This window comes from Mesorhizobium sp. LHD-90, from assembly GCF_030929505.1.
Lineage (GTDB): Bacteria > Pseudomonadota > Alphaproteobacteria > Rhizobiales > Rhizobiaceae > Kumtagia.
This window is the reverse complement of record NZ_JAVFVV010000001.1, coordinates 244,110-269,712: the sequence shown is the minus strand read 5'-3', so window position 1 is coordinate 269,712 and position 25,603 is coordinate 244,110. Positions and strand designations below refer to the sequence as shown.

At 65.8% G+C, this 25,603-nt stretch carries 25 protein-coding genes; 17 read left to right on the top strand and 8 right to left on the bottom strand.

Going from position 1 to position 25,603, the window contains the following annotated elements; all coding sequences use genetic code 11:
- Positions 1–7: 7 nt before the first annotated feature.
- A complete protein-coding gene (locus RB623_RS01270) occupies positions 8–709 on the top strand; it encodes a thioesterase domain-containing protein (protein ID WP_308054924.1) in 702 nt (233 codons plus the stop codon).
- A 184-nt stretch (positions 710–893) separates the two neighbouring features.
- Here the strand turns inward: RB623_RS01270 and RB623_RS01265 are convergent, their stop codons facing one another.
- Complete coding sequence (locus RB623_RS01265) at positions 894–1,736, bottom strand: hypothetical protein (RefSeq protein ID WP_308054923.1); 843 nt, start codon at positions 1,734–1,736, stop codon at positions 894–896.
- A 583-nt stretch (positions 1,737–2,319) separates the two neighbouring features.
- On the opposite strand from RB623_RS01265, the gene RB623_RS01260 reads away from it, so the two are divergent.
- Positions 2,320–3,192, top strand: coding sequence for a DMT family transporter (locus tag RB623_RS01260; RefSeq protein WP_308054922.1), 873 nt, complete (start codon positions 2,320–2,322; stop codon positions 3,190–3,192).
- A gap of 194 nt (positions 3,193–3,386) precedes the next feature.
- Here RB623_RS01260 and RB623_RS01255 read toward each other — a convergent pair whose 3' ends face one another.
- The gene (locus RB623_RS01255; protein ID WP_308055101.1) at positions 3,387–4,238 is read right to left on the bottom strand and encodes a YihY/virulence factor BrkB family protein; all 852 of its coding nucleotides are present in this window, start codon (positions 4,236–4,238) and stop codon (positions 3,387–3,389) included.
- 60 nt (positions 4,239–4,298) lie between these two features.
- On the opposite strand from RB623_RS01255, the gene RB623_RS01250 reads away from it, so the two are divergent.
- The 7 genes from RB623_RS01250 to RB623_RS01220 all read left to right on the top strand — a co-directional run bounded on the left by RB623_RS01250 (position 4,299) and on the right by RB623_RS01220 (position 9,966).
- Positions 4,299–5,165, top strand: a complete 867-nt coding sequence (locus tag RB623_RS01250; RefSeq protein WP_308054921.1) for an SDR family oxidoreductase — start codon at positions 4,299–4,301, stop codon at positions 5,163–5,165.
- A gap of 23 nt (positions 5,166–5,188) precedes the next feature.
- Positions 5,189–5,389 carry a twin transmembrane helix small protein gene (locus tag RB623_RS01245; RefSeq protein ID WP_308054920.1) on the top strand — a complete coding sequence of 67 codons (201 nt, stop codon included), beginning with the start codon at positions 5,189–5,191 and terminating at the stop codon, positions 5,387–5,389.
- A 44-nt stretch (positions 5,390–5,433) separates the two neighbouring features.
- Positions 5,434–6,015 carry a cob(I)yrinic acid a,c-diamide adenosyltransferase gene (locus tag RB623_RS01240; protein ID WP_308054919.1) on the top strand — a complete coding sequence of 194 codons (582 nt, stop codon included), beginning with the start codon at positions 5,434–5,436 and terminating at the stop codon, positions 6,013–6,015.
- Between the two features lie 42 nt (positions 6,016–6,057).
- Positions 6,058–6,828, top strand: a complete 771-nt coding sequence (locus RB623_RS01235) for a rhomboid family intramembrane serine protease (RefSeq protein WP_308054918.1) — start codon at positions 6,058–6,060, stop codon at positions 6,826–6,828.
- Between the two features lie 204 nt (positions 6,829–7,032).
- Positions 7,033–7,782, top strand: a complete 750-nt coding sequence (locus tag RB623_RS01230; RefSeq protein ID WP_308054917.1) for an electron transfer flavoprotein subunit beta/FixA family protein — start codon at positions 7,033–7,035, stop codon at positions 7,780–7,782.
- 162 nt (positions 7,783–7,944) lie between these two features.
- Positions 7,945–8,874, top strand: coding sequence for an electron transfer flavoprotein subunit alpha/FixB family protein (locus tag RB623_RS01225; RefSeq protein WP_308054916.1), 930 nt, complete (start codon positions 7,945–7,947; stop codon positions 8,872–8,874).
- A gap of 213 nt (positions 8,875–9,087) precedes the next feature.
- Positions 9,088–9,966, top strand: a complete 879-nt coding sequence (locus RB623_RS01220; protein WP_308054915.1) for a 3-hydroxybutyryl-CoA dehydrogenase — start codon at positions 9,088–9,090, stop codon at positions 9,964–9,966.
- A gap of 148 nt (positions 9,967–10,114) precedes the next feature.
- On the opposite strand, the gene RB623_RS01215 is transcribed toward RB623_RS01220, so the two are convergent.
- Both RB623_RS01215 and RB623_RS01210 read right to left on the bottom strand, forming a co-directional pair.
- Positions 10,115–11,947, bottom strand: coding sequence for a hypothetical protein (locus tag RB623_RS01215; protein WP_308054914.1), 1,833 nt, complete (start codon positions 11,945–11,947; stop codon positions 10,115–10,117).
- Between the two features lie 142 nt (positions 11,948–12,089).
- Positions 12,090–12,803 carry a TlpA disulfide reductase family protein gene (locus RB623_RS01210; protein WP_308054913.1) on the bottom strand — a complete coding sequence of 238 codons (714 nt, stop codon included), beginning with the start codon at positions 12,801–12,803 and terminating at the stop codon, positions 12,090–12,092.
- A 31-nt stretch (positions 12,804–12,834) separates the two neighbouring features.
- Here RB623_RS01210 and argH point away from each other — a divergent pair, with 31 nt between their 5' ends.
- From argH to RB623_RS01185, 5 genes are all read left to right on the top strand, one after another.
- The gene (gene argH / locus RB623_RS01205) at positions 12,835–14,235 is read left to right on the top strand and encodes an argininosuccinate lyase (RefSeq protein ID WP_308054911.1); all 1,401 of its coding nucleotides are present in this window, start codon (positions 12,835–12,837) and stop codon (positions 14,233–14,235) included.
- Positions 14,236–14,243: 8 nt separating this feature from the next.
- The gene (locus RB623_RS01200) at positions 14,244–14,621 is read left to right on the top strand and encodes an ACT domain-containing protein (RefSeq protein ID WP_308054910.1); all 378 of its coding nucleotides are present in this window, start codon (positions 14,244–14,246) and stop codon (positions 14,619–14,621) included.
- An 85-nt stretch (positions 14,622–14,706) separates the two neighbouring features.
- Positions 14,707–14,913 (top strand): lipoprotein, encoded by a 207-nt coding sequence (locus RB623_RS01195; protein ID WP_308054909.1) that lies wholly within the window; start codon positions 14,707–14,709, stop codon positions 14,911–14,913.
- Positions 14,914–14,959: 46 nt separating this feature from the next.
- Complete coding sequence (gene lysA / locus RB623_RS01190) at positions 14,960–16,225, top strand: diaminopimelate decarboxylase (protein ID WP_308054908.1); 1,266 nt, start codon at positions 14,960–14,962, stop codon at positions 16,223–16,225.
- A gap of 204 nt (positions 16,226–16,429) precedes the next feature.
- Positions 16,430–19,006 carry a TIGR02302 family protein gene (locus RB623_RS01185; protein WP_308054907.1) on the top strand — a complete coding sequence of 859 codons (2,577 nt, stop codon included), beginning with the start codon at positions 16,430–16,432 and terminating at the stop codon, positions 19,004–19,006.
- 10 nt (positions 19,007–19,016) lie between these two features.
- Here the strand turns inward: RB623_RS01185 and RB623_RS01180 are convergent, their stop codons facing one another.
- Positions 19,017–19,877 (bottom strand): LysR family transcriptional regulator, encoded by an 861-nt coding sequence (locus RB623_RS01180; protein WP_308054906.1) that lies wholly within the window; start codon positions 19,875–19,877, stop codon positions 19,017–19,019.
- 199 nt (positions 19,878–20,076) lie between these two features.
- Complete coding sequence (locus tag RB623_RS01175; protein WP_308055100.1) at positions 20,077–21,540, bottom strand: amidase; 1,464 nt, start codon at positions 21,538–21,540, stop codon at positions 20,077–20,079.
- 196 nt (positions 21,541–21,736) lie between these two features.
- On the opposite strand from RB623_RS01175, the gene RB623_RS01170 reads away from it, so the two are divergent.
- Positions 21,737–22,633 carry a lipid kinase gene (locus tag RB623_RS01170; RefSeq protein WP_308054905.1) on the top strand — a complete coding sequence of 299 codons (897 nt, stop codon included), beginning with the start codon at positions 21,737–21,739 and terminating at the stop codon, positions 22,631–22,633.
- Here RB623_RS01170 and hpt read toward each other — a convergent pair.
- Together hpt and RB623_RS01160 are read right to left on the bottom strand one after the other, a co-directional pair.
- Positions 22,630–23,175, bottom strand: coding sequence for a hypoxanthine phosphoribosyltransferase (gene hpt / locus RB623_RS01165; protein ID WP_308054904.1), 546 nt, complete (start codon positions 23,173–23,175; stop codon positions 22,630–22,632). The two genes, RB623_RS01170 and hpt, sit on opposite strands and share 4 nt — an antisense overlap.
- Positions 23,176–23,184: 9 nt before the next feature.
- Positions 23,185–23,796 (bottom strand): hypothetical protein, encoded by a 612-nt coding sequence (locus tag RB623_RS01160; RefSeq protein WP_308054903.1) that lies wholly within the window; start codon positions 23,794–23,796, stop codon positions 23,185–23,187.
- Positions 23,797–23,953: 157 nt separating this feature from the next.
- Between RB623_RS01160 and ftsE the strand changes: the two genes are divergently transcribed.
- Together ftsE and RB623_RS01150 are read left to right on the top strand one after the other, a co-directional pair.
- A complete protein-coding gene (gene ftsE / locus RB623_RS01155; protein ID WP_308054902.1) occupies positions 23,954–24,613 on the top strand; it encodes a cell division ATP-binding protein FtsE in 660 nt (219 codons plus the stop codon).
- Positions 24,606–25,592, top strand: a complete 987-nt coding sequence (locus RB623_RS01150; RefSeq protein ID WP_374121616.1) for a cell division protein FtsX — start codon at positions 24,606–24,608, stop codon at positions 25,590–25,592. Before ftsE ends, RB623_RS01150 begins: the two co-directional genes overlap by 8 nt.
- Positions 25,593–25,603: the final 11 nt, after the last annotated feature.

The following is a 25,603-nucleotide window of genomic DNA, read 5'->3' as shown; positions in this document are numbered from 1 at the left end:
GGTGCCCTTGCCTGTATCCGCTCCCGCTTTCCGCCTGGCGCTGCTGCCCCTTGCGCTCATTTTCCAACTGGCCGGATGCGCCTCGCCTGTCATGCAGGAAGGCGGGCTTGCCAATCCGCCGCTCTCCGAAAAGGGTGTCGTCTATCTCTTCGCCGGGTTGACACCGGCGGGCGACGACATGGCGCGCAGCGGCATGTACAGCCTGACGCAATACATTCGCGCCTCCGGCGTGCGAGCCGACGTCTACAATCCCGTCAATTGGAAGGAGGCCGCCGACAATTTCCTGGCGCAGCCAAACCGGGTCGAAACGCCCGTTGCGGTTGCGGGCTACTCCCTGGGCGGCAATGCCGCCACCCAATTTGCCGACCGTTTGCAGGCAGCGGGCGTGCCGGTGCAGACGCTTCTCGCCTTCGAGGCCTACAAGCCGACACCGGTATCCTGCAACGTACGCCGGGCGATCGACATGTACGGCTCGGACGGATTGTTCAGCATGTCGTCGCGGCTGCGGCCCGAAAAATCCTTCACCGGCCGGCTGCAAACCGTGGACTGGTCGAAGCTGCACAAGAACGGACGCCACGACCATCTCGGCGTGTCGAAGGAGCCGGCCGCACTTGAATACGTCAAGCACGCGCTGATCGACGGCGGCCGGGTGCGCCCGCTGGCCCCATCCCCGGGCGAGGCCGCCTGCTTGGGGGCCCGAACCCCCTGACCGCCCCGGCACGGGCAAGGGTCGTGACACTCCGCATCGTCGACGCCGGCTGACGACTGGACAACCGCCATCGCCGCCGCGGGGCGGAAAACTCCGCGCCGGCGTCGGTCTTGTTGCCTTTGACTTGCCCCAGCCCTAGCCCCGTCCCACAAGGGGGAGAGGTTGGGGGGGCGACAAGCGCGCGTCATGACGTGTCGGGAGTTTCCAGCGCGTACACGGCCAGCGCATGGGCGTGCGCCAAAATTTCGTCTATCTCGCGGATGTTGCGCGGATGGGTCGCGATCGGGTCGTAGCGCGACAGCCGTCCGCCGGGAGGACGCCCGCGCCGCAGCGGCGAGACGCGCCGGAAGCGGAATGTGCTACCACCTTGTTTGCCCTGTGCAACGGCAGCGGCGCGGGCTTCCCTGCCCCGGGCACGCGCGGCGTCGTGGCGCGCCTTCCAGCGGGCAAAACGTTGTGCCTGTCTCGGCAGGTCGTCGAGTGCGCGGCCCAACGCCTCCAGCCGCTGGCCAAGGCGGGCGGCGTCGATCGGATCGTCGGGCGATGGTGGCGCAGGCAGGGGGCGGTACGGTGCGCTGAAATCGAGCGACATGATGCGCGGCACGGCATGTGCGGGCACATAGCGGCGGCGGATGCGGAACGGATTTTTGAGCGGATCGAGCAGCGACAGGTTCAGGATACGAGGACGGGCGGCGCGTTTGGCGGCGGCCCGCTTCGCTGCTTCGGCGCGCGCAAAGTCGGCATTCGACATTGTGACGGCGATGCCGAGGCTGCGCAGGATCGGCTCGACGGATCTGGGTTTCGGTTTTCGCGGGCGAAACGGCGGCAGGGTCACCACGATGCCGCGCGCCGCCGCGATGATCAAACGCCGCGCCGCGGCTTCGGTCGGGCGCAGCAGTTTTAGGATGGCGCGATGGAGATGGCGAGGAAGGGTGACCCCGTCGCCCAGTTCGGCCATGCCGACAAGCATGGCCAGCAAGCGCTTCAGCGCCTCCCAGTTCTTGTCGACCGCCGGACTTCTCTCCATCCCACCGCCTCCTTCCAGCACAGGCGACGGGGATTATCGGTCCATTCGGGAGGGAGGGGGATAAGTCGTGGGAAAAGAATCCTGACATATGCTGACGATGGTCCCGTCCGTTGAGCTTCAACAAGCAGTTGCCCCTCTCTTGGATTTTCTACGACTTAGCGTCGCTTCTTCCGCGCCTGCCGGCTCGGCGCTCCGCTAAGATCGTGAAAATCCATTCTCCCCCGCAAGGGGGGAGATAGCGCGCTTCGCCGTTTGCGCCAATCGCAGACGTTGGTGATTGGCGCGGATGCCGGCGCCGGCTCCATCTCTCCCCTTGCGGGAGAGAAAGCGATTTCAACATCTTAGCTGGAGCAGCCCGAAGGGCGTCAGCGGAAGCTAAGTGTTAGAAATCGCAAGTGAGGGGCTCGCCGCAAGGGAGGGGTTCCGCCAAATGGATATCGGCACGGCGGTGCAAAGCACCTCGCCACCGGAGGCCCACTGGCTTCATGACCTTCACGCGTCCTGAATCATTGATTCAGCATTTCGCCTTTGCAGGACGGGACGAGACCCAATAGAGCGGGCGCTCCGAACTCGGACGCCGCTCATGCCATCCGCAAGAAAACTCATCCCGGCGCTGTTCGTCGTGCTCTGGTCCACCGGTTTCATCGGTGCACGCTACGCCATGCCCTGGGCGGAGCCCTTCACCTTCCTCGCAGCGCGTTTCGGCCTCGCCTTCATGCTCCTTGCGCCGATCGCCTTCGTCATCGGCGCGTGGCGGATGTCGCGCCGCGACGTGTTCTATTCGCTGATGGCCGGCGCGCTGATGCATGGCATCTATCTCGGCGGTGTGTTCTGGGCGGTGCGCGAGGGCCTGACCGCCGGCCTGTCGGCGCTGATCGTCGGGCTGCAGCCGCTGATCACCGCCATACTGGCCGGCCTCTTCCTCGGCGAGGAAATCCTGCCGCGCCACTGGGCCGGCCTTGCCGCCGGCTTCGTCGGCGTGGTCGTGGTGATCCTGCCGAAGCTCGGAGCCGGCCTCGACGCCGTGACCTGGCCGATGCTGGCGGCCGCCCTGTTCGCCGTCGCCGGTATGAGCGCCGGCACGGTGCTGCAGAAGAAGTTCGGCGCGGCTCGAAACCTCGTCATGGGAACCGCCTGGCAGTATGTCGGCGCAACCGTGCTGATGGCGGCCGGCTCGCTGGCGCTGGAAACGCGGACGGTTGTCCTCAGCGGCGAGTTGATCTTCGCCATGGTCTGGCTGGTGCTGGTGCTGTCGATCGGCGCCATCTTCCTGCTGATGATCCTGATCCGCGAGGGCGAGATGGCGAAGGTGTCTTCTCTGTTCTATCTCGTGCCGGCCGTCACCGCCGTCATGGCCTGGTTCCTGTTCGGCGAGAGCCTCACCTGGGTGCAGATCGCCGGCATGGCGCTCGCCACCTTCGGCGTCGGTCTGGCGACGTCGCCGGCGCGGCGGTAACCCTCCCCCTTGAGGGGAGGGTCGCGGAGAAAACCGAGCGGGACGCGAGGTTTTTGACGCGGGGTGGGGGTCGCCGAAGAGGTGCTCCATCCTGAAGCGACGCCACCCCGTCTCGCTCAACTCCACTTCGTTGCGTTGGCGGCTTACCCTCCCTCGAGGGGAGGGTAAGCCGCCAACGCCCGCCCGCATTTCCTTCAGCCGCCGACCCGCGCACGCGCGTCGAGATAACGACGGATCGAGGCGTTGAGCTCGCCACCGAGGATGAACACCGCCGAGACGATGTAGAGGAACACCACCGCGATCATGATCGAGGCCAACCCTGCATAAGTGGTCACGTAGGACGAGAAGCGGTCGAGATAGGCCGCGAACACCGTCGAACCGATCAGCCAGCCGATCAGCGTGAAGATGATGCCTGGCACGATATGGGTGAAGCGACGCTTGCCGGCAGGCAACCAGACATGCACGGCGATCAACCCCAGCACGATGACGACCGAGGCGATGACGAACCGCCACAGCGTGATCGTGCCCAGATAGGGTTCGATCCATTCGGCCTTCGCCAGCGCGAGGCGCACGATCAGCGGCGCAAACAGCAGCAGCACGCTGATGACCAGGAAACCCACCGTGGCGATCAGCACGAAGGCGATGCTCTGGATGCGCCTGTAGAGAAACGGCCGCGTCTCGGTGACGCGGTAGGCGCGGTTGAGCGAGGTACGCAGCGCCTCGATGCCGTTGGAGGCAAAGAATGCGCCGAGCAGCGCGCCGTAGGTCAAAAGATCGCTGCGCGGCACGGTAAGCACATTGATAACCTCGCGCGCGATGGGTGCTGCGATCTGTTCCGGCCAGGTGTCGAAGACGATGTGCACGGCGGTCTCCGAGAAGGCCTGGGCGCCGAGAAAGCTTGCCAGCGTGGTGGCGAAGATCAGGAACGGGAACAGCGCCATCAGCGCGGTGATCGCCAGATGGCTGGCCATCGACCAGCCGTCGTCGTCGTTGAAGTGCCCGAGCATGTCGGCCAGCACACGACGGACCGCCACGATCTTCCGCATCACGCCAGCGCACTCCGTCGATTGTTTCGCGACCGCGAATATGGGAAGGGTTTGCCGCAGATGGCAAGCCACGACTCCACCAAGACTCCCGCCGCCGGACATGCCCGTACGATCGTCGTGACCGGCGCCTCGTCCGGCATCGGCGCCTATTGCGCGCGGACGCTGAAGAGCGAGGGCTGGCGGGTCTTCGCCACCGCCCGCAAGCCGGAGGACATAGCGGCGCTGGAGAGCGAAGGCATCGAGGCTTTTTATCTCGACTACCGCGAGCCCGAATCGATCGCCGCCTTTGCCGCCGCCGTGCTGGAGCGAACCGGTGGCAAGCTGGATGCCCTCTACAACAACGGCGCCCATGCACAGCCGGGCGCGGTGGAGGACCTGCCTGTCGAGGCGCTGCGCGAGCAGTTCGAGGCAAATTTTTTTGGCTGGCACGACCTGACCCGCCGCATCGTGCCGGTGATGCGGGCGCAAGGCCACGGCCGCATCGTCCACTGCTCGTCGATCCTCGGGCTGACGCCGGTGAAATTCCGCGGCGCCTATTGCGCCTCCAAACACGCGCTGGAAGGGCTGATGCTGTGCCTGCGCACCGAACTGCAAGGCTCGGGCGTGCATGTCTCGCTGATCGAGCCGGGACCGATCGCCTCGAAGATCGCACCGAACGGTCTGGAGTGGTTTCTCAAGAACATCGACCACGAGCACTCCGTCCATCATGAGGCTTACCAGGCGCAACTGGAGCGCATGCGCGGCGGCGGCTCGAAATCGCGGCTGAAGCTCGGGCCGGAAGCGGTGCATGCGGTTCTGCGTCACGCCCTCCTGTCGCAAAACCCGCGTCCGCATTATGTTGTCACCTTGCCGGCAAGGATCGGCGTCGTCCTGAAGCGCATCCTGCCGGCGTCGCTTCTCTACCGCGTCCTGGCCTCGCAGGCCTGAGCCGCCATCATTCGGAATGGACCATGGCCACCGTCTTCAACGCGCTTGCAATCATCGTCATGGCCGCGGTGGTCATCGTGCTGATCCGCGGATTGGCCAACATGATGCGCGGCGGGTCCGGCAGTACGTCCAACAAGCTGATGCAGGCGCGCGTCTTCCTGCAGTTCATCGCGCTGGTCCTGATCCTGCTGGCGGTGTGGTTCAACCGTCAGGGCGGCGGTTGACGGCAGGCGTCGCGAGAAGCTGAGGCGGCGGACCGGGAGGGCGTGTGGTAAAACTCAACAAGATCTACACCCGCACCGGCGACGACGGCACCACCGGGCTGGGCACCGGCGAGCGCCGGCTGAAATCCGACCTGCGCGTCGAGGCCTACGGCACGGTCGACGAGGCTAATTCCTGCATCGGCCTGGCGCGGCTGCACACGGCCGGCATCCATCCGGGGCTCGACGCCGTTCTCGGCCGCATCCAGAACGATCTGTTCGACCTCGGCGCCGACCTCGCCACGCCGGACGATGGCAGGCTGCTCGGCTACGAGCCGCTGCGCATCGTGGCGTCGCAGACCAAAAGGCTGGAAGCCGACATCGACGCGCTCAACGCCGATCTGCAGCCGCTGCGCTCCTTCGTCCTGCCCGGCGGCTCGCCGGCCTCCGCCGCGCTGCATCTCGCCCGAACGGTGGCGCGGCGCGCCGAGCGGCTGATGGTGGCGCTGGCGCAGGTAGAGGGCGAGCATGTGAACCCGGAAGGCATCCGCTACATCAACCGCGCTTCCGACCTCTTGTTCGTGGCGGCGAGGGTCGTCAATGACAATGGAAAATCCGATGTGCTATGGGTGCCGGGACAGAACCGCTGACCCGCGGCGGCTCGACGCCCTCATCCTGAAGAGTGCCGCGCCTTGTTCATCCCGCTTCACGACGCCAACGGCCTCGAGCACATAAAGCTTCAATACGTCACCATCGGCCTGATCCTGGTCAACGTTGTCGTTTTCCTCTTCACGGGTCTCGGTTCCGAGCAGTTCGCGGTGGCGACCACTTACGGCCTTGGCTATATACCGTCGGTCGCCTTCGATCTGGTGGAGCTGCCGCCCGAACTGTATTTCGTCCCGGAAGACCTCACCTACCTGACCTATGCCTTCATGCATGCCGACGTCTTCCACCTCGGCGGCAACATGCTGTTCCTGTGGGTATTCGGCGACAATATCGAGGATGCGCTCGGCCATTTCCGCTTCCTGCTCTTCTACCTGCTCTGCGCCATCGGCGGTGCGGTCTTCCACGGGCTCCTCGACCCCGATTCGCAGGTTCCGCTGATCGGCGCCTCGGGCGCCGTCGCGGGCGTGGTCGCCGCCTATCTGATCCTGCATCCGCGCGTAAAGATATGGGTTCTGGCCTTTGCCCGCATTCCCCTACGCATTCCCGCCTGGATCGCGCTGACGCTGTGGATCGGCTTCCAGTTCGTCATGTTCGCGGCCGGCGGCCAGGAACAGGTGTCCTGGGCCTGCCATATCGGCGGCATATTCTCCGGCGCCGTCCTCGTGCTGCTCTTGAAACGGCGCACGGTACCGCTGTTCGACCGCGAGGTGGTCACGCCGCGCGCCGTCGAGGTGCAGCAGGAAAGCGCCGTGCGGCCGATCGAGGCAAAGCCCGCGCCGCGCTGGGGCCGTCAGTAGATTTCAAACGATTCTATGCCGGCCGCCACTATTGACGGGCCAATGCGCCCTAACTAGGGTCCGCCACGCTTCCGCAAGCCGTGCCGCCACCGGAAGTGTTCCATTTGTACCGTTTTTTCGCGGTCGATGTCGTCATTCGACAAACGGACGGGCGTTGATCCTGCTACCAGCGCCGCGGAATCTTGAAAGAAGGGTGAAACGCGCATGAAGGTCCTCGTCCCCGTGAAGCGGGTGGTCGACTACAATGTGAAGATCCGGGTGAAGGCTGACGGCTCGGGCGTCGAGCTTGCCAATGTGAAGATGTCGATGAACCCGTTCGACGAGATCGCCGTCGAGGAGGCGCTGCGGCTGAAGGAAGCCGGCAAGGCGGAAGAGATCGTCGTGGTGTCGATCGGCCCGGCGCAGGCGGCCGAGACGCTGCGCACGGCGCTGGCGATGGGCGCGGACCGCGCCATCCTGGTGAAGGTCGATGCACCGGTCGAGCCGCTTGGCGTGGCCAAGGTGCTGAAGGGCGTGGCCGAGGCCGAGAAGCCGGGGCTGGTGATCCTCGGCAAACAGGCGATCGACGACGACGCCAACCAGACCGGCCAGATGCTGGCGGCGCTGCTCGGCTGGAGCCAAGCGACGTTCGCCTCGAAGGTTGTCATCGAGGGCGAGAAGGCCAAGGTGACGCGCGAGGTCGACGGCGGCCTGCAGGTGGTCGAGGTCAAGCTGCCGGCGATCGTGACCACCGACCTGCGGCTCAACCAGCCACGCTATGCCTCGCTGCCCAACATCATGAAGGCCAAGAAGAAGCCGCTCGACGAAAAGAGCCCGGCCGATTTCGGCTCCGATGTGACGCCGCGGCTGAAGGTGCTGAAGACCGAGGAGCCGGGCGGCCGCAAGGCCGGCGTGAAGGTCAAGTCGGTCGCCGAGCTGATCGACAAGCTGAAGAACGAAGCCGGCGTGCTGTGAATTCCGATGAGGCCGGCCTGCAAACGGCCGGTTTCTGCGCTTCCGGTGCTCACGTACCAAAGGTACGCTCCGCTCCGGTTCTCGAAACCAACCGTTTTCGGCTCGGCCTGACCGGAATTCCGGCGCCTGATGCGGGAACGACAAGTCGAAGGTAACTGAACCATGGCCATTCTTCTAATCGCCGAACACGACAACGCCACCCTCTCCGACCAGACCGCCAAGACGCTCTCGGCGGCGCTGAAGATCGGTTCGGACGTCGACGTGCTGGTCGCCGGCTCGGGCGCCAGGGCGGCTGCCGACGCCGCGGCAAAACTCAAGGGCGTGCGAAAGGTGCTGCTCGCCGAGGCCGGCGAACTGGCCGAGCGCCTGGCCGAGCCGCTGGCGGCAACCGTCGTTGCGCTCGCCGGCAACTACGACACGATTGTCGCGCCGGCCACCACCAGCGGCAAGAACGTCATGCCGCGGGTGGCCGCCCTGCTCGACGTGGCGCAGATCTCGGAGATCATCGAGGTCGTTTCGCCCGACACGTTCAAGCGCCCGATCTATGCAGGCAACGCCATCCAGACGGTGCAGTCGGGCGAAGCCAAGAAGGTGATCACGGTGCGCACCGCCTCCTTCCAGTCGTCTCCGGAGGGCGGCGCGGCAGCGGTCGAGACGGTCGCGGCCGCCGCCGATCCCGGCCTCTCCACCTTCGTCGAGAACCGGCTGTCGGAGAGCGACCGTCCGGAACTGACTTCGGCAAAGATCATCATCTCCGGCGGCCGCGCGCTCGGCTCGTCGGAAAAGTTCCAGGAAGTCATCCTGCCGGTCGCCGACAAGCTCGGTGCCGCCGTTGGCGCCAGCCGCGCCGCCGTCGACGCCGGCTACGCCCCTAACGACTGGCAGGTCGGGCAGACCGGCAAGGTGGTGGCGCCGCAGCTCTACATCGCCGTCGGCATTTCCGGCGCCATCCAGCATCTCGCCGGCATGAAGGACTCGAAAGTCATCGTCGCAATCAACAAGGACGAGGAGGCGCCGATCTTCCAGGTCGCCGACTACGGCCTCGTCGGCGACCTCTTCACCATCCTGCCGGAGCTCGAAAAGGCGCTCTGACGCCCTTCACTACCACCGGACCACTCAAGGCCGGGGCGGCGCCAGCCGCTCCGGCCTTTGCGCCTCATCGATCGCCTGCCACACGCAGCCTTGGACTTTGGAAGCACACCGTGCACAAAGTTTGCGCATCACACTGGACGAATGTGGCTTCGAACCGCTAGTGTGCACTGCAAAAAATCAAGGTGGCGAAAAGCCTGATACGGGATCACATCGATGAGCCAGATTGAAACCGTCGGCATTGTCGGCGCGGGCCAGATGGGCAGCGGCATCGCGCATGTCTCCGCAGTCGCCGGCTACAAGGTGCTGCTTTACGATCTGGCTGCGGATCGCATCGAGAAGGGAATTGCCACCGTCAACGGCAACATGGCCCGCCAGGTCGCAGGCGGCAAGCTTACCGAGTCCGACCGCAAGGCGGCGCTGGAACGCATATCGCCAGCCCCTGCCCTCCAGGATCTCGCCGACGCCGATCTCGTCATCGAGGCGGCCACCGAGGACGAGAGCATCAAGCGCAAGATCTACGCTCAGCTTTGTCCCGTGCTCAATCCCACGGCGATCCTCGCCACCAATACCTCGTCGATCTCGATCACCCGGTTGGCCTCCTCCACCGATCGGGCCGAACGCTTCATCGGCATTCATTTCATGAATCCCGTGCCGATCATGAAGCTGGTCGAACTGGTGCGCGGCATCGCCACCGACAACGGCACCTTCGAGTCTGCCAAGGAATTCGTCAGGCGCCTCGACAAGACCACCACCGTCTCCGAAGACTTCCCCGCCTTCATCGTCAACCGCATTCTCTTGCCGATGATCAACGAGGCGATCTACACGCTCTACGAGGGCGTCGGCACGGTAGAGGCGATCGACACGGCGATGAAGCTCGGCGCCAACCATCCGATGGGACCGCTGCAGCTCGCCGACTTCATCGGCCTCGACACCTGCCTGTCGATCATGCAGGTGCTGCACGACGGCCTGTCGGATACGAAATACCGGCCTTGCCCGCTTCTGGTGAAATATGTCGAGGCCGGCTGGCTCGGCCGCAAGAGCGGCCGCGGCTTCTACGACTATCGCGGCGAGCACCCGGTTCCGACCCGGTAGAGGGTCCGCTGAGATTCAGGCTTTGAGGGCCTGCAAATGGCGCTTTTCTGCGCTTCCGATGCTCATGTACTTCCATGTACACTGCGCTTCGGTTCTCGAAAAACACCATTTTCGGCTCCTCAAAGCCAGAATCTCAACAGACCCCAGCCTATCCGTTCGGAACGATCGTCGGACAGGCTTCGGCAGGTTCCGACGCCAGCCGGTAGATGCGCAGCACCGCCTCGGCCGGCAGCGGACATTCGCTGAGCCAATCCGGAGGCCTGCCTTCCATCAACGCCGTGGCGAACGGCAGTTGCCGGCCCAGTTCGGTCAGCGGCTTGCCGTGCCAGGCGCAGACGGCGACATGCGTGGCCTTGGCATCGCCGGCATACAGGCGCGGATCGGCGGTTGCCGGGTCGAAGAAGCGATAGCTGCGCTCGATGCCTTTCGCTGCGCGGTGGAACGGGATCGAAACCACCGCGGCGCCCGGCTGTGAAAGGACGCGGACCCCGATGCGTGGCGGCGCCAGCACCTGTGCGCCGGCCGGCCAGCGGTAGGCCTCGATCGTGTCGAGGTCGCAGAATTCCGCCACGGCCACCGCGTCGACCACGGCTTTTCCCGACGGTGCGGCCGCGCTCCCCGCCACGATCAGGCACACAAGCGCCGCGCCCGGCACGAGCGGCAGGAAGCGCAACCCGTTCTTCGGCGTGGGCACACGGCTGATGAAGCGCCTGGCGACCTCGCCCGGAGCAACGGCGCAGAGTGCGAAGGCAAGCCCGGGGCCGACGAACAGGGGCATGAACCGCAGATATCGAAAGTGCAGAACGCCCTGCGCGACGGCGAGAACGGCGAACAGCGCAAAGACGGTCCACGGCCGGTCGCGGGGACCCGCGCGCCATGCCGCCACGGAAGCGGCCATCGCGCCGACCAGCAGCACCGCCAGGTAGACCATGTTGAGGGACAGGACGAAGTCGGGGCGCCCAAACAGGCTCTTTTCCTGACCGATCGTTCCCAGCCAATGTACGCGCACATAGTCCGGAAGGTCTGCATAGGGTCCAGCGAGCGTCTGCGGAAACAGACCGAAGACGACCATGGCGGACAGGGCGGCGCAGGTGCCAAGGCCGGTCGTGCGCGTAACCGGCCCTGCCTTCGCGCAGAGTACAGGCATCAGCCAGAAAGTCGCGCCCGCCGCCGTCAGCGCCAATGCGTGCGGCAGGGAGAAACGGTCGGGGTAAGCGTTTCCATAGTCTTCGGGCGCGATCAGCAGGAAGAAGCACAGGATCGCCGCGCCGGCGAGGCCGATGCCAAAGGCTTGCAACCGAGCGTCGGCCCCGCCGCCCCGACGGATGAAATCGAAGGCGTGGATCGCCATCACCAGCGCGAAGAACAGCGCGAGCTCCAGGCCGATGGCGAGCGCCAGCGCGGTGACCGCGCCGTTTGCGAGCGCGGCGGCACGGCTGGGAACGATCGTCAGCCACACGGCAGCGAGCAGCAGCACCATCTGCAGACTATGATAGTCGATGCGCCCAGGCTCGAACTCGGCGACGGTGGCCGACGCCGATACCAGCGCCACCAGGAAGACCGAGTTCGGCTGGACGAAACCGAGCGTGCCGATGATCCGCCGCAGCAAGACCAGCGCCGGGACGAGCAGCAGCAGCGGGACGACGAAGAATGCCGCCCGGATCGCAAATTCCTGCCCCACCAGCGGGCTGAGCACCAGCGCGACCGCCGCGTAGGGCGCGTCCGCGACCCACGGCCAGTGCAAGACAAAAGGCTCCGGCTGCGCGATGCCCGGCAACGTGCGGTCGAGTATGTCGCCGGTTGCGATGAGATGGCGGATTTCCCAGGCTTTCAGCAGGTCGTCGTCGTCGCCGTTCGGAACGTAGCCGAACATCCAGAGGGCCGACAGCACCAGCGAGATGATCGCCCAGGCAAGGATTACCGCCGAGTCGCCAAACGAGCCGGCACGCGACTTCAGGCCAGTCATGGACAAATCGGACATCGGCGCCCCTCCGGCCGATCAAGAGCAACGTCCGATCAGATTGAACCCATTCTGCCGGCAATGGGTCAATCTGGTCGGACATTGCTCTAGTAGCTCGGGGACGCTTTCGATCCGGTAAAGTCGCCGCCCGCAGCGGCGGAAATCAGCTTCCGCGCGCCGCCGCGATCAGCTTCTTCGCATCCTCGCCCGCCCATTCGGCAGGCCCGTTCATATGGGCAAGCAGGCAGCCTTCCCCGTCGATCAGCAGGGTCACCGGCAGGCCGAGCGCCAGCCCGCGTCTTTTCAGGTCATTGAAGAGGTCGAGCGTGTTGTCGCGATAGTAGGCAAGCGCGGAAATCTGCGTCTCCGCCAGGAATTTTTTCGGCTTGGTGTCGTCGCCGCTATCGACATTGACGGCGATCACCTCGAACCCGTCGTCGCCGGCCTCCTTCTGCAATGCGTCGAGCGCCGGCATCTCGGCCCGGCAAGGCGCGCACCAGGTAGCCCACAGATTGAGCAGCACCGTCTTGCCGGCGCGGTCGGCAAGCGTCATCGGCTTGCCATCGGGGGCGTTGAAGGCGAGTTTGGCCAGCGATTGCGGCGGATCGGCCGGCAGCATCGCCGCCACCTGGCCGGTCGCGGACGCGGCGACCGTCTTGGCCATGTCGGCTTTCAGGGTGCAGGAGTCCGCAGGGTCGGGCGCGGGAGCGGTCGCCACGGCCTCCTGCGCAACGTCGCCCGGCGCGCCTGCCGGCGTGTTGCCAGAGAAGCCTCCGGTGACATATACCGCCACCGCGCCGGCCAGCGCGCCGGCCGCCATGGCGGTCAGGATGGCGCGCCAGGCCGGGATCAGTTTTTTTTGCTTGCCGTCCGACATTCTCAAAAACCTCCGGAACCCGGGTAGCACGATGAACGACAAAAAGGCCAGCAATGCGATGTGGGGCGGGCGTTTTGCCTCGGGTCCGGCGGCCGTCATGGAGGCGATCAACGCTTCGATCGGCTTCGACAGGAAACTTTACGCCCAGGACATTCGCGGCTCGCTGGCGCATTCGGAAATGCTGGCGGCAACGGGCATCATTTCGGCCGCCGATCAAGAAAAGATTGCTCACGGCCTGAACACGATTTTGAAAGAGATTGAAAGCGGCGCCTTCATCTTCTCGACCGCGCTGGAAGACATCCACATGAATGTCGAGGCGCGGCTGGCCGAACTGATCGGCCCGGCCGCCGGCCGCCTGCACACGGCGCGATCGCGCAACGACCAGGTGGCCGTCGATTTTCGCCTTTGGGTGAAGGACGAACTCTTTCGCGTCGCCGAGGCGCTGAAGGGGTTGATCGCCGTCTTCCTGACGCGCGCCGAGGAGCACGCGGCGACGGTGATGCCCGGCTTCACCCACATGCAGTCGGCGCAGCCGGTGACCTTCGGCCATCACTGCATGGCTTATGTCGAGATGTTTGCCCGCGATCTTTCGCGCGTGCGCGACGCGATCGAACGCATGGACGAATCGCCGCTCGGCGCGGCCGCGCTCGCCGGCACCGGCTTCCCGATCGACCGCCACAGGACCGCCAAGGCGCTTGGCTTCCGCGAGCCGACCCGCAACTCGCTGGACAGCGTGTCGGACCGCGATTTCGCGCTGGAGTTTTTGTCGATCGCCGCGATCTGCGCGACGCACCTGTCGCGGCTGGCGGAAGAGATCGTCATCTGGTCGACGCCGCAATTCGGCTTCGTGAAACTTTCGGATTCCTTCTCCACCGGCTCCTCGATCATGCCGCAGAAGAAGAACCCGGACGCCGCCGAACTGGTGCGCGCCAAGACGGGCCGCGTCAACGGCCATCTGATCGGCCTGCTGACCGTCATGAAGGGCCTGCCGCTGACCTATTCCAAGGACATGCAGGAGGACAAGGAGGCGGTGTTCGACGCCGCCGAAACGCTCGACCTGATGCTGGCGGCGATGACCGGCATGGTCGGCGACATGACCATCGACACGGAAGCGATGAAGCGCGCCGCCGGCTCCGGCCATTCGACCGCCACCGACCTCGCCGACTGGCTGGTGCGTACGCTGGGCCTGCCCTTCCGCGAGGCGCATCACGTCACCGGCCGCGCGGTGGCGTTGGCCGAAACGATGAAGACGACGCTGGCGAAACTGTCGCTGGAGGAACTCAAGGCGATCCATCCGGGCATCACCGGCGACATCTTTTCCGTCCTGTCGGTGCAGAATTCGGTGAAGGGCCGGAAATCCTTCGGCGGCACCGCGCCGGGCGAGGTGCGCCGCCAGGTGCGCTACTGGAAGAAGCGGCTGGCGAAGGCGTAGGTGCTACGATGGCGATTCGGCTGAAAGCTCTTTCCGGAACCTACGCCATCGCGCGGCTCGACGCCGCTGACCGGATACCGGATTGGGCCGACTGCGGCGGATTTGTCAGCATTAGCCGGACAGAGGACGAACTCTCCATCGTGTGCCTTCAGGAGCATATACCGAACGGCGTGCGAAACGACGAGAACTGGTCGTGTTTCAAGTTCGAAGGTCCGTTCGCCTTCGACGAAACCGGAGTTGTCCTGTCCGTCATCGCACCCTTGTCGACCAACGGTATTGGCATCTTTGTCGTGTCAACCTTCGATGGTGACCATATCCTCATAAAAGCGGATGACGTTCTACGATCACTGGACCTTTTGGAGCAAGCCGGCCATTCGTTTGTCTGAAGCCGGACGGAATCGAGGCCTCGCGAGGGCGTGCAATCTCGTCCAATCTCCGCTAAGTGCGATCTACCTCGTGATGGGACCCGACATGACCACACCTCGACTGATCCTATCCGCGGCGCTCATCGCATCCCTTGGTCTTGTTGGCTGCGGCCGCAAATCCGATCTCGACACGCCCTACGCCGCCGCCGTGCAGGCGCGCAAGGATGCGCAGAAGGCCGGCGAGCCGCTGCCGCCCGAGCCGCGGAAACCGGTCGAGGACAAGCCGTTCATTCTCGACAGACTGATCCAGTAACGCCGTCTCCGACGATCGCGGCCATACTTCCTCGCGGAACCTGACGATGAACCATTTCGAATTTCGCGACGGCGTTCTGCATGCCGAGGACGTGCCGGTGCCGGAGATCGCGCGCGCCGTCGGCACGCCGTTCTATTGCTACTCCACCGCCACGCTGGAGCGGCACTACAACGTCTTCAAGCAATCCTTCACCGGGCTGGACGCGCTTGTCTGCTACGCGATGAAGGCGAATTCCAACCAAGCGGTGATCGCCACGCTGGCCAGGCTCGGGGCCGGCGCCGATGTCGTCTCGGAAGGCGAGATGCGCCGTGCCCTCGCCGCCGGCGTTCCGGCGGAAAAAATCCTGTTCTCCGGCGTCGGCAAGACCGCGCGGGAGATGGATTTTGCGCTGGCCGCCGGCATCCTCTGCTTCAACGTCGAATCCGAGCCGGAACTGGAACTGCTGTCTCAGCGCGCCGTCGCCGCGGGCAAGGTCGCGCCGGTGTCGCTGCGCATCAACCCCGACGTGGATGCCAAGACACACAAGAAGATCTCGACCGGCAATGCCGAGAACAAGTTCGGCATTCCGCGCCAGCGCGCCCGCGAGGTCTATGCGCGCGCCGCCGAACTACCGGGCCTGAACGTCACCGGCGTCGACATGCATATCGGCAGCCAGATCACCGATTTGCAGCCTTTCGACGACGCCTTTTCGATCCTCGCCGAGCTGGTCGCGACGCTGCGCGCGGACGGCCATAAGATCGAGCACATCGACTTCGGCGGTGGGCTGGGCGTGCCCTACCGGGTCGACAACGACCCGCCGCCGCATCCGGACGCCTATGCCGACATCATCCGCCGCCGCGCCGGCCACCTCGGCGTCAAGGTGATGTTCGAGCCGGGCCGGCTGATCGTCGCCAATGCCGGCATCCTCGTCTCCGAGGTGATCTATGTGAAGGAGGGCGACGCCCGCAATTTCCTGATCGTCGACGCGGCGATGAACGATTTGATCCGGCCGACGCTCTACGACGCCTTCCACGAGATCTTTCCGGTGGTGCGCCAGCCGGTGGAGGCACCGCGCATGGTCGTCGACGTGGTTGGCCCGGTGTGCGAGACCGGCGACTATATCGGCCTGTCGCGCGATCTGCCGCGGCTGCAAGCCGGCGACCTGATCGCCGTCGGCACTGCCGGCGCCTATGGCGCGGTGCAGGCCGGCACCTACAATTCGCGGCTGCTGGTGCCCGAAGTGCTGGTCAAGGGCGACAATTTTCATGTCGTTCGCCCGCGCAAGACGTTCGAGGAACTGATCGCATCGGATTCCCTCCCCGACTGGCTCTAATCTGCCGGCAACGCTTCACCTGTCCCGGCCGGGTCTGAGATTGCCGTCGCCGCTCGTGCGGCGGGAACAAATGGGCCGCCATCGGATTTCGGCTTCGTGGTGCGGCATCACGATTCTGTCAATCGTCTCGTATTTGCCGCTTTTGTTGATATTCTTCCGACTCTACAGGCTTGGCTCCGTGCCCGGCCGAAACCGGAAAGTCCGATGAAGGAAGCGCCCGAGAAGTCGGAAAAATCCATCTTTTCCAGACGCTTGATGCATACAAGGCTGGCGACGCGCGCGGCCGTCATACTGGAGCGCGTCTGGCCCCTTATCCTTCCGCTGCTTGTTGTCGCCGGCCTTTTCGCCAGCCTTTCCTGGTTCGGCGTCTTCCGACTGATGCCGGATGCCGCACGGCTTGCCCTGGTCGCCGCCTTCGGCCTGGCCGCGCTCGCCTCGCTCTATCCGCTGCGCTTCTACCGCGCGCCGCGACCTGAGGAGATCGACCGGCGCATCGAGGCCGCGAACGCGCTCGTCCACACGCCCTTGCAGGCGCAAACCGACAGGCCGGTCGGAAAGGACGACGGTTTCGCGCTGGCGCTCTGGCGCGAACACCAGAAACGCATGGCCGAGACTCTGGCCGACGTCGGCGGCGCCCTGCCGCGCACCGGCGTGCCGGAGCGCGACCCCTGGGCTTTGCGCGCCGTCGTCGCGCTGCTTCTCGTCACCGCTTTCGCCTATTCGTTCGGCCAGCGCGGCGGCTCGCTCGAAGACGGCTTTCGTGCCGCAGCACTTGCCGAAACCGTGCCCCCGCGCATCGACGCCTGGGTCACGCCGCCGGCCTATACAGGCAGGGCGCCGATCTTTCTTACCGCCGAGAACAACGCCAGCGCGCCGGTCTTCACGGTTCCGGAAGGCAGCGACGTCACATTGAGAATCACCGGCGGCAGCGGCGAGGAATCTGTAGTCTTCACCGGCCGGGACGGAACTGCGCGAGACATCGCGCAAGCAGATGTGGCGCAGCCCTCTCCCGCGCCGGCCGAGAATGCGCCCGCCCTGCCCCGGCAATTCGCCGGAAAACTCACAGCCGACGGTGTCCTCGCCCTGCGCGCCGGCGAAAAGGAGATGGATAGCTGGGCCTTTGCGGTGGTTGCCGACAAGCCGCCGGTGATCCGCTTCGCCGACGAGCCGAAGCGCGCGGCCAACGGCGCGTTCGAACTGCGCTACGAGATCGAGGACGATTACGGCGCGGCTTCGGCCAAGGCCGATTTCGCGCTGGAGGACGCTCCGCCGCCTGATGCCCGGCCGCTCTACGGCCCGCCGGAAATGCCGCTGTCGGTGCCGCGACGCGGCAGCGGCGGCATCGCCATGAAGGCGACGCGCGATCTGACCGAGCACGTCTGGGCGGGCAGCCGCACAAAACTCACGCTTTCGGCCGTCGATGATGCCGGGCAGGAGGCAAAAACCGAAACGAAGACGATCGAACTGCCGCAGCGCCCGTTTACCAACCCGCTGGCGCGCGCCGTTGTTGAACTGCGCAAGGTGCTTTCGCTCGACGCCAACCAGAAGCGGCGGGTGGTTGACCTGATCGACGCCATCACGCTGCGCCCGGAGGACACGTTCGACAATCCGACCCATTATCTCGGACTGATGGCCGGACGCACACGGCTCAACCTGGCCTCGACCGACGACCAGTTGCGCGACGTCGCCGACTACCTCTGGAACATGGCCTTGCAGATCGAGGATGGCGGCCTGACGGACGCCGAGAAACGGCTGCGGCAGGCGCAAGAGGCGCTCAAGCAGGCGCTGCGCGACGGCGCCAGCGACGAAGAAATCGACCGGCTGATGAAGGAACTGCGGCAGGCGATGAACGAATTCCTGCGCGAATTCGCCGAGCGCGCCGCCCGCGACCCCAACCTTGCCCAGCAGGAATTCCAGCCCGGCCAGGAACTCAGCCAGAGCGACCTGGAACGCATGATGGACCAGATCGAGAATCTGGCGAAGTCGGGCAACCGCCAGCAGGCCGAGGAACTGCTCTCGCAATTGCAGGACATGATGAACAATCTGCAGGCGCGCCGCCAGCAGCAGCCCGGCGAAGGCGGCCAGGAAAGCGAAATGCGCCAGCAGATGAACAAGCTGGGCGAGATCATGCGCCGCCAACAGGAGACGATGAACGAAACCTTCCGCATGGACCAGATGCAGCGCGGCCAACAGCAGCGCGGCCAGGACCGCGGGCAGCAACGCGGCCAGGAGGGCGAGCAGGGCGAAGGCCAACAGCGCGGGCAGGGGCAGGGCATGACCCCTGAAGAGTTCGCCGAAGCGCTGAAGCAGTTGCAGCAGGGACAAGGCCAACTCCAGAAGGATCTGGAAGCCTTGATGAAGGGCCTGGAAGGCATGGGCATACAGCCAGGCGAAGGTTTTGGCGAGGCCGGCGAGGCGATGGGCGAGGCTGAAGGTGCGCTCGGAGACGGCGACGGTGGCCGCGCCACCGGCGAGCAGGGCCGCGCGCTGGAGGCGCTGCGCCGCGGCGCGCAGGACATGATGCAGCAGATGCAGAACGCCATGCAGGGCGACCAGGGCGGCGGCGAGGAAGGCGGCCGCCAGCAGAACGCCGACCGCGATCCGCTCGGCCGCCCGCGCGCCACCACCGGTCCGGATTTCGGCGAATCCGTCAAGATTCCGGACGAGATCGACGTGCAGCGCGCGCGCCAGATTCTCGAGGCGATCCGCAAGCGGCTGGGCAACGCGCTCAGCCCCGAACTGGAGCGCAGCTATCTCGAGCGTCTGCTGAAGCTGGACTAGATCGCCCCGCCTACCCTTCCGATCCGCTGCGGAATGCCTCGCGAATCGCCTGGGCCATGCCGTCGACCGTCGGGCCGGACGCGCCGGGATTGCGGCGCAGCACGACGCGTGCAGCGTCGATGGCGCCGAAACCCTCCGCGACGGTCAGTTCGCGGCAGCCGGCCGGGATGTTGCTGCGCGAGATCGGCGCCACGGCAAGCCCGGAGAGCGTCGCCAGCCGCAGCCCGCCGCTTGTGTCGCTCATATAGGCGATCCTATAGGCGATGCCGCCCCGCTCCAGTGACTTCAGCGCAAAATCCCGGCACCAGCCCAGATGCGGATAGATCGCCACCGGCAGCGGCCGCTCCTCGTGACGCAGATGCAGCGCCGAGGTCACCCACACCGTCGGATCGACCATCAGCAATTCGCCGTCGCAAAAATCCTCCCACTCGAACACCACCGCAAGATCGAGCTCACCGGCGTTCAGCGCAGCCACCTGCGCACCGGACGTGGCGAAGCGCACGGTGATCTCGACGCGCGGATGCAGCTTCGCGAAAGCGCCCAGCGCCCGCGCGACGACCGTCTCGCCGTATTCCTCGGGAATGCCGATCCGCACCGGCCCGTCGAGGGGAGCGGTGCGCAGCGAGGCGGCGGTCTCGTCGAGCAGCGCGACGATGCGACGGGCATTGCCGATCAGGTCCTCGCCCTTGCGGGTCAGCCAGACGCCGCGCGAGCCGCGCCGGAACAGGGCGTCGCCCACCATGTCCTCGAGCCGGCGTATCTGCATCGATACGGCCGACTGCGTGCGGCCCATCTGATCGGCCGCCTTGGTGACGTTGCCGGTCTCCGCCACCGCCACGAACGCCCGCAAAAGGTCGCTGTCGAGATTCATCCCGCCGGACTGCCATCATGCCTGCTGATGACAGGCATCATTGCTATTCGTTTCCCGCATGTCAATTCGGGCTGGTAGGATGTTTCCGCAAACTTCCGGGACAGGAGTCGGCCCTGTCCGGCACGGTCCTCACTCGGCCCGCGACCCTCCGGGTGGCGGGTTCTTTTTTTGCCCGAAAGCCGATTGCTGCGATATCGGTCTACACCCCCGCCACGATTGCACAAACCTGCTCGTAGCTCGCGGCGGCGCCGAGAACCGCGGCGTCGCCACGCGGCCGGCCGATAAGCTGCATGCCCATAGGTCTGCCCCGCGCATCGAAGCCGACCGGCACGCTGATCGCCGGACAGCCGGCCAACGTGGCGAACGCCGTCACCTCCATCCAGCGGTGGTAACTGTCCATCGCGCGTCCGGCGATCTCCGTCGGCCAGTGGATTGCGGCATCGAACGGGAAGACCTGGGCGGTGGGCAATGCCAAGAGGTCATGACGCTCGAACAGCCCGAGCACGGCTTTGTACCAGCCCGATCGGACCGTTGATGCCGCATAGACCTGCACAGCGGTGAGGCCAAGCGCGCCTTCGATTTCCCAGATCGCCTCGGGCTTCAACAGGTCGCGCTGCCCCGGATTGTCGTAGTAAACTTTCAGCGCGGCGCCGCTGGTCGATTGGCGCAGCGCGATAAAGGCCCACCAGAGGCGCTCGAAGTCGATGTCCGGAACGAACGGCTCGACACGGAACGGCCCTGCCTCGGCGCGGTGGAGCGCGGCCTCGCAGAGGTCGAGAATACCGTCTTCCATCGGCAGATCGCCGCCCAGGTCGCCAAGCCAAGCGACGCGCCACGGCTGCCCCCTGTCGCGCGGCTCGGCCGGTCCGGGGAAGCCGCCGTCCAGCGACAGCGGCGCGCGTGGGTCGTAGCCGGCCTGTACGCCGAGCAGCAGCGCGAGGTCGGCGACATTGCGCGCCATCGGGCCTTCGACGCCCATCTGGGCGACGAACATTTCCGGTTGCGGGCCGGCCGGCACCCTGCCCTGCGACGGGCGGAAGCCGAAAATGTTGTTGAAGGCCGCGGGATTGCGCAACGAACCGCAGAAATCGCTGCCGTCGGCCAGCGGCAGCATGTTCAGCGCCAGCGCGGCCGCCGCCCCGCCGCTCGAACCGCCCGAAGTCAGGCACTGGTCGAAGGCGTTGCGCGTCGGGCCGAAAACCTCGTTGTAGGTTTGCGAACCGAGCCCGAATTCCGGCACGTTGGTCTTGCCGATGATGATGGCGCCCGCCTCGCGCATGCGTTCGACGAAAAAATCGTCTTCATTCGGGACGAATTCGGCGAAGATGCGCGAGCCGAAGGTCGTGCGCAGGCCCTTCGTCAAGGCCAGGTCCTTGATCGCGATGGGCAGGCCGAAAAGCGGGCCGGGGCTGGCGCCCCGCGCAAGTGCGGCGTCGGCTTCGGCCGCCTCGGCGAGGATATCGTGACGGTCGCGCAGCGAGACGATCGCGTTGACGGCGCCGTTCACCTGCTCGATGCGATCGAGGAAGGCGGCGGCCACCTCGGCCACCGAAACCTGCCGCCGCGCGATCATCCGCACAAGATCGGTGGCTGGACGGCGGCAGAGCTCGCTCGCCTGGGGAAGCGCATTTTCGGGAATTGCTTGGCTGGGCTGGGCAATCATCGCGCATTGATGCGCGAGGGCGGCGCTGGGTGTCAATCAGCGCTCCGGGAACCGCCACGACGATCCTTGGTCTTCATTCAGGGACGAGGCCGCCAAGGCCGGCGGTGATTTTGCCGCGGTCGAACGTTCGCGCGTCTTCCCCTCGTTGCTTCGAGACCCTACTTGCAGGCCGGCTGGATAGCAGCCGGCGGAGCAAATGGTGCAGATAGGTCAGACAGGAAAACGGGCGCTTCTGGTGGTCAACCCGCGTGCCAGGCGCGGCACCGGCTCGATCGCCGCTGCGGTCGATCGGCTTGAAGCCGCCGGCCTCGACGTGCGCGAGGTCAAGGCCGGGGAACAGCACAAGATCGACGACGTCATCCGCGCCGAGGCGAAAAGCTGCGATCTCGTCATTGTCGGCGGCGGCGATGGTACGCTGAATGCCGCCGCGCCCGCGCTGGTCGAGACCGGCCTCCCGCTCGGCGTGCTACCGCTCGGCACCGCCAACGATTTTGCCCGAACCGTGTCGATCCCGCCGGACCTGCAGAAAGCCGCCGACATCATCGCCGCCGGCAATCTGCGCGACATCGACCTCGGCGAGGTCAACGGCCACCTGTTCTTCAACGTCGCCAGCATCGGCTTCAGCGCGGAGCTGGCGGCCGAACTGACGCAACACGCCAAGAAGCGCTGGGGCGTGCTCGGCTATGCCGTCGTCGCCGCCCGCATCCTGCTGCGGTCGCGGCTGTTCACGGCGCATATCGACCATGACGGAACGACCGAGCACATCCACACCATGCAGGTGTCCGTCGGAAACGGCCGGTATTATGGCGGCGGCATGACGGTGGAGGAGACCGCGACGGCCGACGACGGCAAGCTCGACGTCTACAGCCTGGAGGTCGACCATTGGTGGCGCCTGCTGGCGCTGCTGCCGGCGCTGCGCAAGGGCACGCAAGGACAATGGGACGACGTGCGCGCCTTCCCAACCACCGAGGTGACAATCCGCACCCGCCGCCGGCGGGCCGTCAACACCGACGGCGAACTGTCAACCTACACGCCGGCGCATTTCAGCATCAGGCCGAAGGCGATCCCGGTGTTCGCGCCGCCGGCGGGTTAAGTCGCATCCCCCTTGACCACGCCAACAAACGGCAGCTCGCGAAACGCGTGGGCGACATCCATGCCGTAGCCAACGACAAAATAATCCGGGCAGTCGAAGCCGACATAGTCGGCATTGAGCGTCGTCTGCCGGCGCATGCGCTTGTCCAAGAGCACGGCGATCGAGCAGCTCTTGGCGCCGCGCGACAGCATGAGCTCGCGCGTGTAGCGGAGCGTCTTGCCGGATTCGAGGATGTCGTCGATCAGGAGCACGTCGCGGCCCTTCACCTCGTTGTCGATGTCGCGCAGCACGCGCACCTCGCCGCTGGTGGTCCCGGTGCCGTAGCTGGAGATGAAGATGAACTCGACTTCCGGCGACAGGCCGACATCGTGCATGGCGCGGATCAGGTCGGCGGCGAAGACGAAGGAGCCCTTCAGGATCGAGATGACCAGCAGGTCGTGATAGTCGCGTCCGGCGATCTCCTTGGCGAGTTCGAGATTGCGCCTGGCGATTGCCGAGGCGCTGAACAGCACCTCGATCTCCTTGTTGCGGACGACTGGCATAGGCATTTCCTATTCGGCGAAGGTGACAGATACGGATCTTACCCCGTTTCTAGGCGCGTCCAGCCGGCTGGAAAAGGCGAAACGCTCGCCCGGATCGAGTTGCCGGGCGAATGTCCCCAGCTTGTAGCGCGTCGTCTTGCCGTCCAGGCCCGCCACATGGATTTCCAGGCCGGGCAAATGTCCAGCCACGGCACCGTCGTTACCCGCCTGCCCGTCGACCAGCAGCACCGGCCTTGTGCCTGAAGCATCGACCCGCGAGCTGATGTCCGTCAGCGTGAAGGCAGCGCCAGGCGACGGGGCTCCAGCCTGCGGCAGCATCAGCGCATGGCCGCCGGAGATCCAGAAGGCGAGCAAGGCGAGCAGGCCGCCGCCCGTCCAGAACAACGCACCGCCGGGCCGGCCGAACAGGCCCGGCCGATCGGGCGTGGATTTCGCCGCCAGAAAATCCATGCCGGGCTCCAACCCTGCCCGGAACGACCGCGGCGGCACCATGGGCTGGCGCTCTCCGACGACCTCGAACTCGGCATCCACCACGTCGCCCGGAGGCCCGGCCGCGCGGCGCGACGCGGCGGCGGTCATGATTTCGCCGGAAACCGGGCGTGCGGTGCGCGTCGCGGCCATGGGGTCGATGTCTCCTCGCGCAGCCGGCTTTCCGGTGAACGCATGCGGTCGGCACCATTTCACAACCGTATCCTTAACCGGCGGTTAACCATGCGGGCAGATGGTCGATTCGGATAAGAGGACTCGCGAAAGGGTCCGGGAAAACCAGAGCAGAGACTTGATCCGCTTCGAGAATGTCGGCCTGCGTTACGGGATGGGTCCGGAGATTCTCCGGGACATCTCGTTCCAGATTCCGCCGAGCTCCTTCCAGTTCCTCAGCGGCCCCTCCGGCGCCGGCAAGACGACGCTGCTGCGCCTGCTGTTCATGTCGCTGAAGCCCACGCGCGGCCTGATCAACATTTTCGGCAAGGACCGCTCGCGCATATCGCCGCGGGACCTGCCGATGATGCGGCGGCGCATCGGCGTGGTGTTCCAGGATTTTCGCCTGCTCGACCACATGACCACCTACGAGAACGTCGCGCTGCCATTGCGCGTGCGCGGGCGCGAGGAATCCAGCTACCGCGCCGACGTGTCGGAACTGCTCAAATGGGTCGGCCTGGGCGAGCGCATGCATGTGCTGCCGCCGATCCTGTCGGGCGGTGAAAAGCAGCGCGCCGCGATCGCCCGCGCCCTCATCGAGCAGCCGGAGATCCTGCTGGCCGACGAGCCGACCGGCAATGTCGATCCGCCGCTGGCACGCCGGCTGTTGCGCCTGTTCATCGAGCTCAACCGGCTCGGCACGGCGGTGGTGATCGCCACCCATGATCTCGGCCTGATGGAGCAGGTCGACGCCCGCCGCATGATCCTGTCGAACGGAAGGCTGGACATCTATGATTGAGATGCCAGCCGAGGTTTCCGCACAGGCGCCCGCCGCCCGCGAGGCGCCCCAGGAGCGGGCGCAGCGCCGCACCGCGCCGATCGTGCCCGCCGGCAACGTCGCCGGCCGCGCGTTGATCCTCGTCATTGCCATCATGACCTTCCTCTCCTGCCTGACGCTGGGCGCCGTCTCGCTGGTGCGCGACACCGCTTCCGTCTGGCAGAACCAGATCGCGCGCGAAGCGACGATCCAGATCAAACCCTCAGACGGGCTGGACATGGAGGCAGCCCTCGCCGACGCCGCCGCGATCGCGGGAAATTTTCCCGGTGTGAAGGCTGTTCGCATCGTCGACCGCGAGGCGACCGCCCGATTGCTGGAACCATGGCTGGGATCGGGGCTGAACATCGACGAACTGCCCGTGCCGCGCCTCGTCGTCGTCACCATAGATCAGTCGAGCCCGCCGGATTTTCCTGCTCTGCGCGCGGCTCTGGCCGGCAAGATACAGGGCCTGTCGCTGGACGATCACCGCACCTGGGTCGACCGGCTGGTCACCATGGCGCGCACCACGGTGATGCTGGGCATCGCCGTTCTCGTGCTGATGCTTTCGGCCACCGTGCTCACGGTCGTGTTCGCCACGCGCGGCGCCATGGCCGGCAACGGCCACATTATCGAGGTGCTGCATTTCGTCGGCGCCGAGGCGAAATTCATTGCCACCGAATTCCGCCGCCACTTCCTGCTGATCGGCATGAAGGGCGCGGCCGCCGGCGGCGCGGCGGCCATCGTGGTCTTCGTCACCTTTTCCTTCTGGTCGGCCCGCAACCTCGCGACGCCCCAGGCCGATCAGGCCACGGCGCTGTTCGGCAACTTCGCCATCGGCGCAACCGGCTATGCCGGCGTCGCGTTGATCGTGCTCGTCATCGGCGCGCTGACGGCGGCGACATCGCATTTCACGGTTGTCGCCTATCTCAACGACCTTGAATTCCGTCAGCCGGACGGGTGATGCAAGTCGGG

Excerpts from the sequence above, each read along its gene's own strand:
- RB623_RS01225 (WP_308054916.1), top strand. The coding sequence starts at position 7,945 with ATGGCCATTCTTCTAATCGCCGAACACGACAACGCCACCCTCTCCGAC.
- RB623_RS01215 (WP_308054914.1), bottom strand. The coding sequence starts at position 11,947 with ATGTCCGATTTGTCCATGACTGGCCTGAAGTCGCGTGCCGGCTCGTTT.
- RB623_RS01265 (WP_308054923.1), bottom strand. The coding sequence starts at position 1,736 with ATGGAGAGAAGTCCGGCGGTCGACAAGAACTGGGAGGCGCTGAAGCGC.
- RB623_RS01210 (WP_308054913.1), bottom strand. The coding sequence starts at position 12,803 with ATGTCGGACGGCAAGCAAAAAAAACTGATCCCGGCCTGGCGCGCCATC.
- RB623_RS01220 (WP_308054915.1), top strand. The coding sequence starts at position 9,088 with ATGAGCCAGATTGAAACCGTCGGCATTGTCGGCGCGGGCCAGATGGGC.
- RB623_RS01160 (WP_308054903.1), bottom strand. The coding sequence starts at position 23,796 with ATGGCCGCGACGCGCACCGCACGCCCGGTTTCCGGCGAAATCATGACC.
- hpt (WP_308054904.1), bottom strand. The coding sequence starts at position 23,175 with ATGCCAGTCGTCCGCAACAAGGAGATCGAGGTGCTGTTCAGCGCCTCG.
- lysA (WP_308054908.1), top strand. The coding sequence starts at position 14,960 with ATGAACCATTTCGAATTTCGCGACGGCGTTCTGCATGCCGAGGACGTG.
- RB623_RS01200 (WP_308054910.1), top strand. The coding sequence starts at position 14,244 with ATGGCGATTCGGCTGAAAGCTCTTTCCGGAACCTACGCCATCGCGCGG.
- RB623_RS01180 (WP_308054906.1), bottom strand. The coding sequence starts at position 19,877 with ATGAATCTCGACAGCGACCTTTTGCGGGCGTTCGTGGCGGTGGCGGAG.
- RB623_RS01230 (WP_308054917.1), top strand. The coding sequence starts at position 7,033 with ATGAAGGTCCTCGTCCCCGTGAAGCGGGTGGTCGACTACAATGTGAAG.
- RB623_RS01175 (WP_308055100.1), bottom strand. The coding sequence starts at position 21,540 with ATGATTGCCCAGCCCAGCCAAGCAATTCCCGAAAATGCGCTTCCCCAG.
- RB623_RS01245 (WP_308054920.1), top strand. The coding sequence starts at position 5,189 with ATGGCCACCGTCTTCAACGCGCTTGCAATCATCGTCATGGCCGCGGTG.
- RB623_RS01255 (WP_308055101.1), bottom strand. The coding sequence starts at position 4,238 with ATGCGGAAGATCGTGGCGGTCCGTCGTGTGCTGGCCGACATGCTCGGG.
- RB623_RS01195 (WP_308054909.1), top strand. The coding sequence starts at position 14,707 with ATGACCACACCTCGACTGATCCTATCCGCGGCGCTCATCGCATCCCTT.
- argH (WP_308054911.1), top strand. The coding sequence starts at position 12,835 with ATGAACGACAAAAAGGCCAGCAATGCGATGTGGGGCGGGCGTTTTGCC.
- RB623_RS01150 (WP_374121616.1), top strand. The coding sequence starts at position 24,606 with ATGATTGAGATGCCAGCCGAGGTTTCCGCACAGGCGCCCGCCGCCCGC.
- RB623_RS01250 (WP_308054921.1), top strand. The coding sequence starts at position 4,299 with ATGGCAAGCCACGACTCCACCAAGACTCCCGCCGCCGGACATGCCCGT.
- RB623_RS01170 (WP_308054905.1), top strand. The coding sequence starts at position 21,737 with ATGGTGCAGATAGGTCAGACAGGAAAACGGGCGCTTCTGGTGGTCAAC.
- RB623_RS01260 (WP_308054922.1), top strand. The coding sequence starts at position 2,320 with ATGCCATCCGCAAGAAAACTCATCCCGGCGCTGTTCGTCGTGCTCTGG.
- RB623_RS01185 (WP_308054907.1), top strand. The coding sequence starts at position 16,430 with ATGAAGGAAGCGCCCGAGAAGTCGGAAAAATCCATCTTTTCCAGACGC.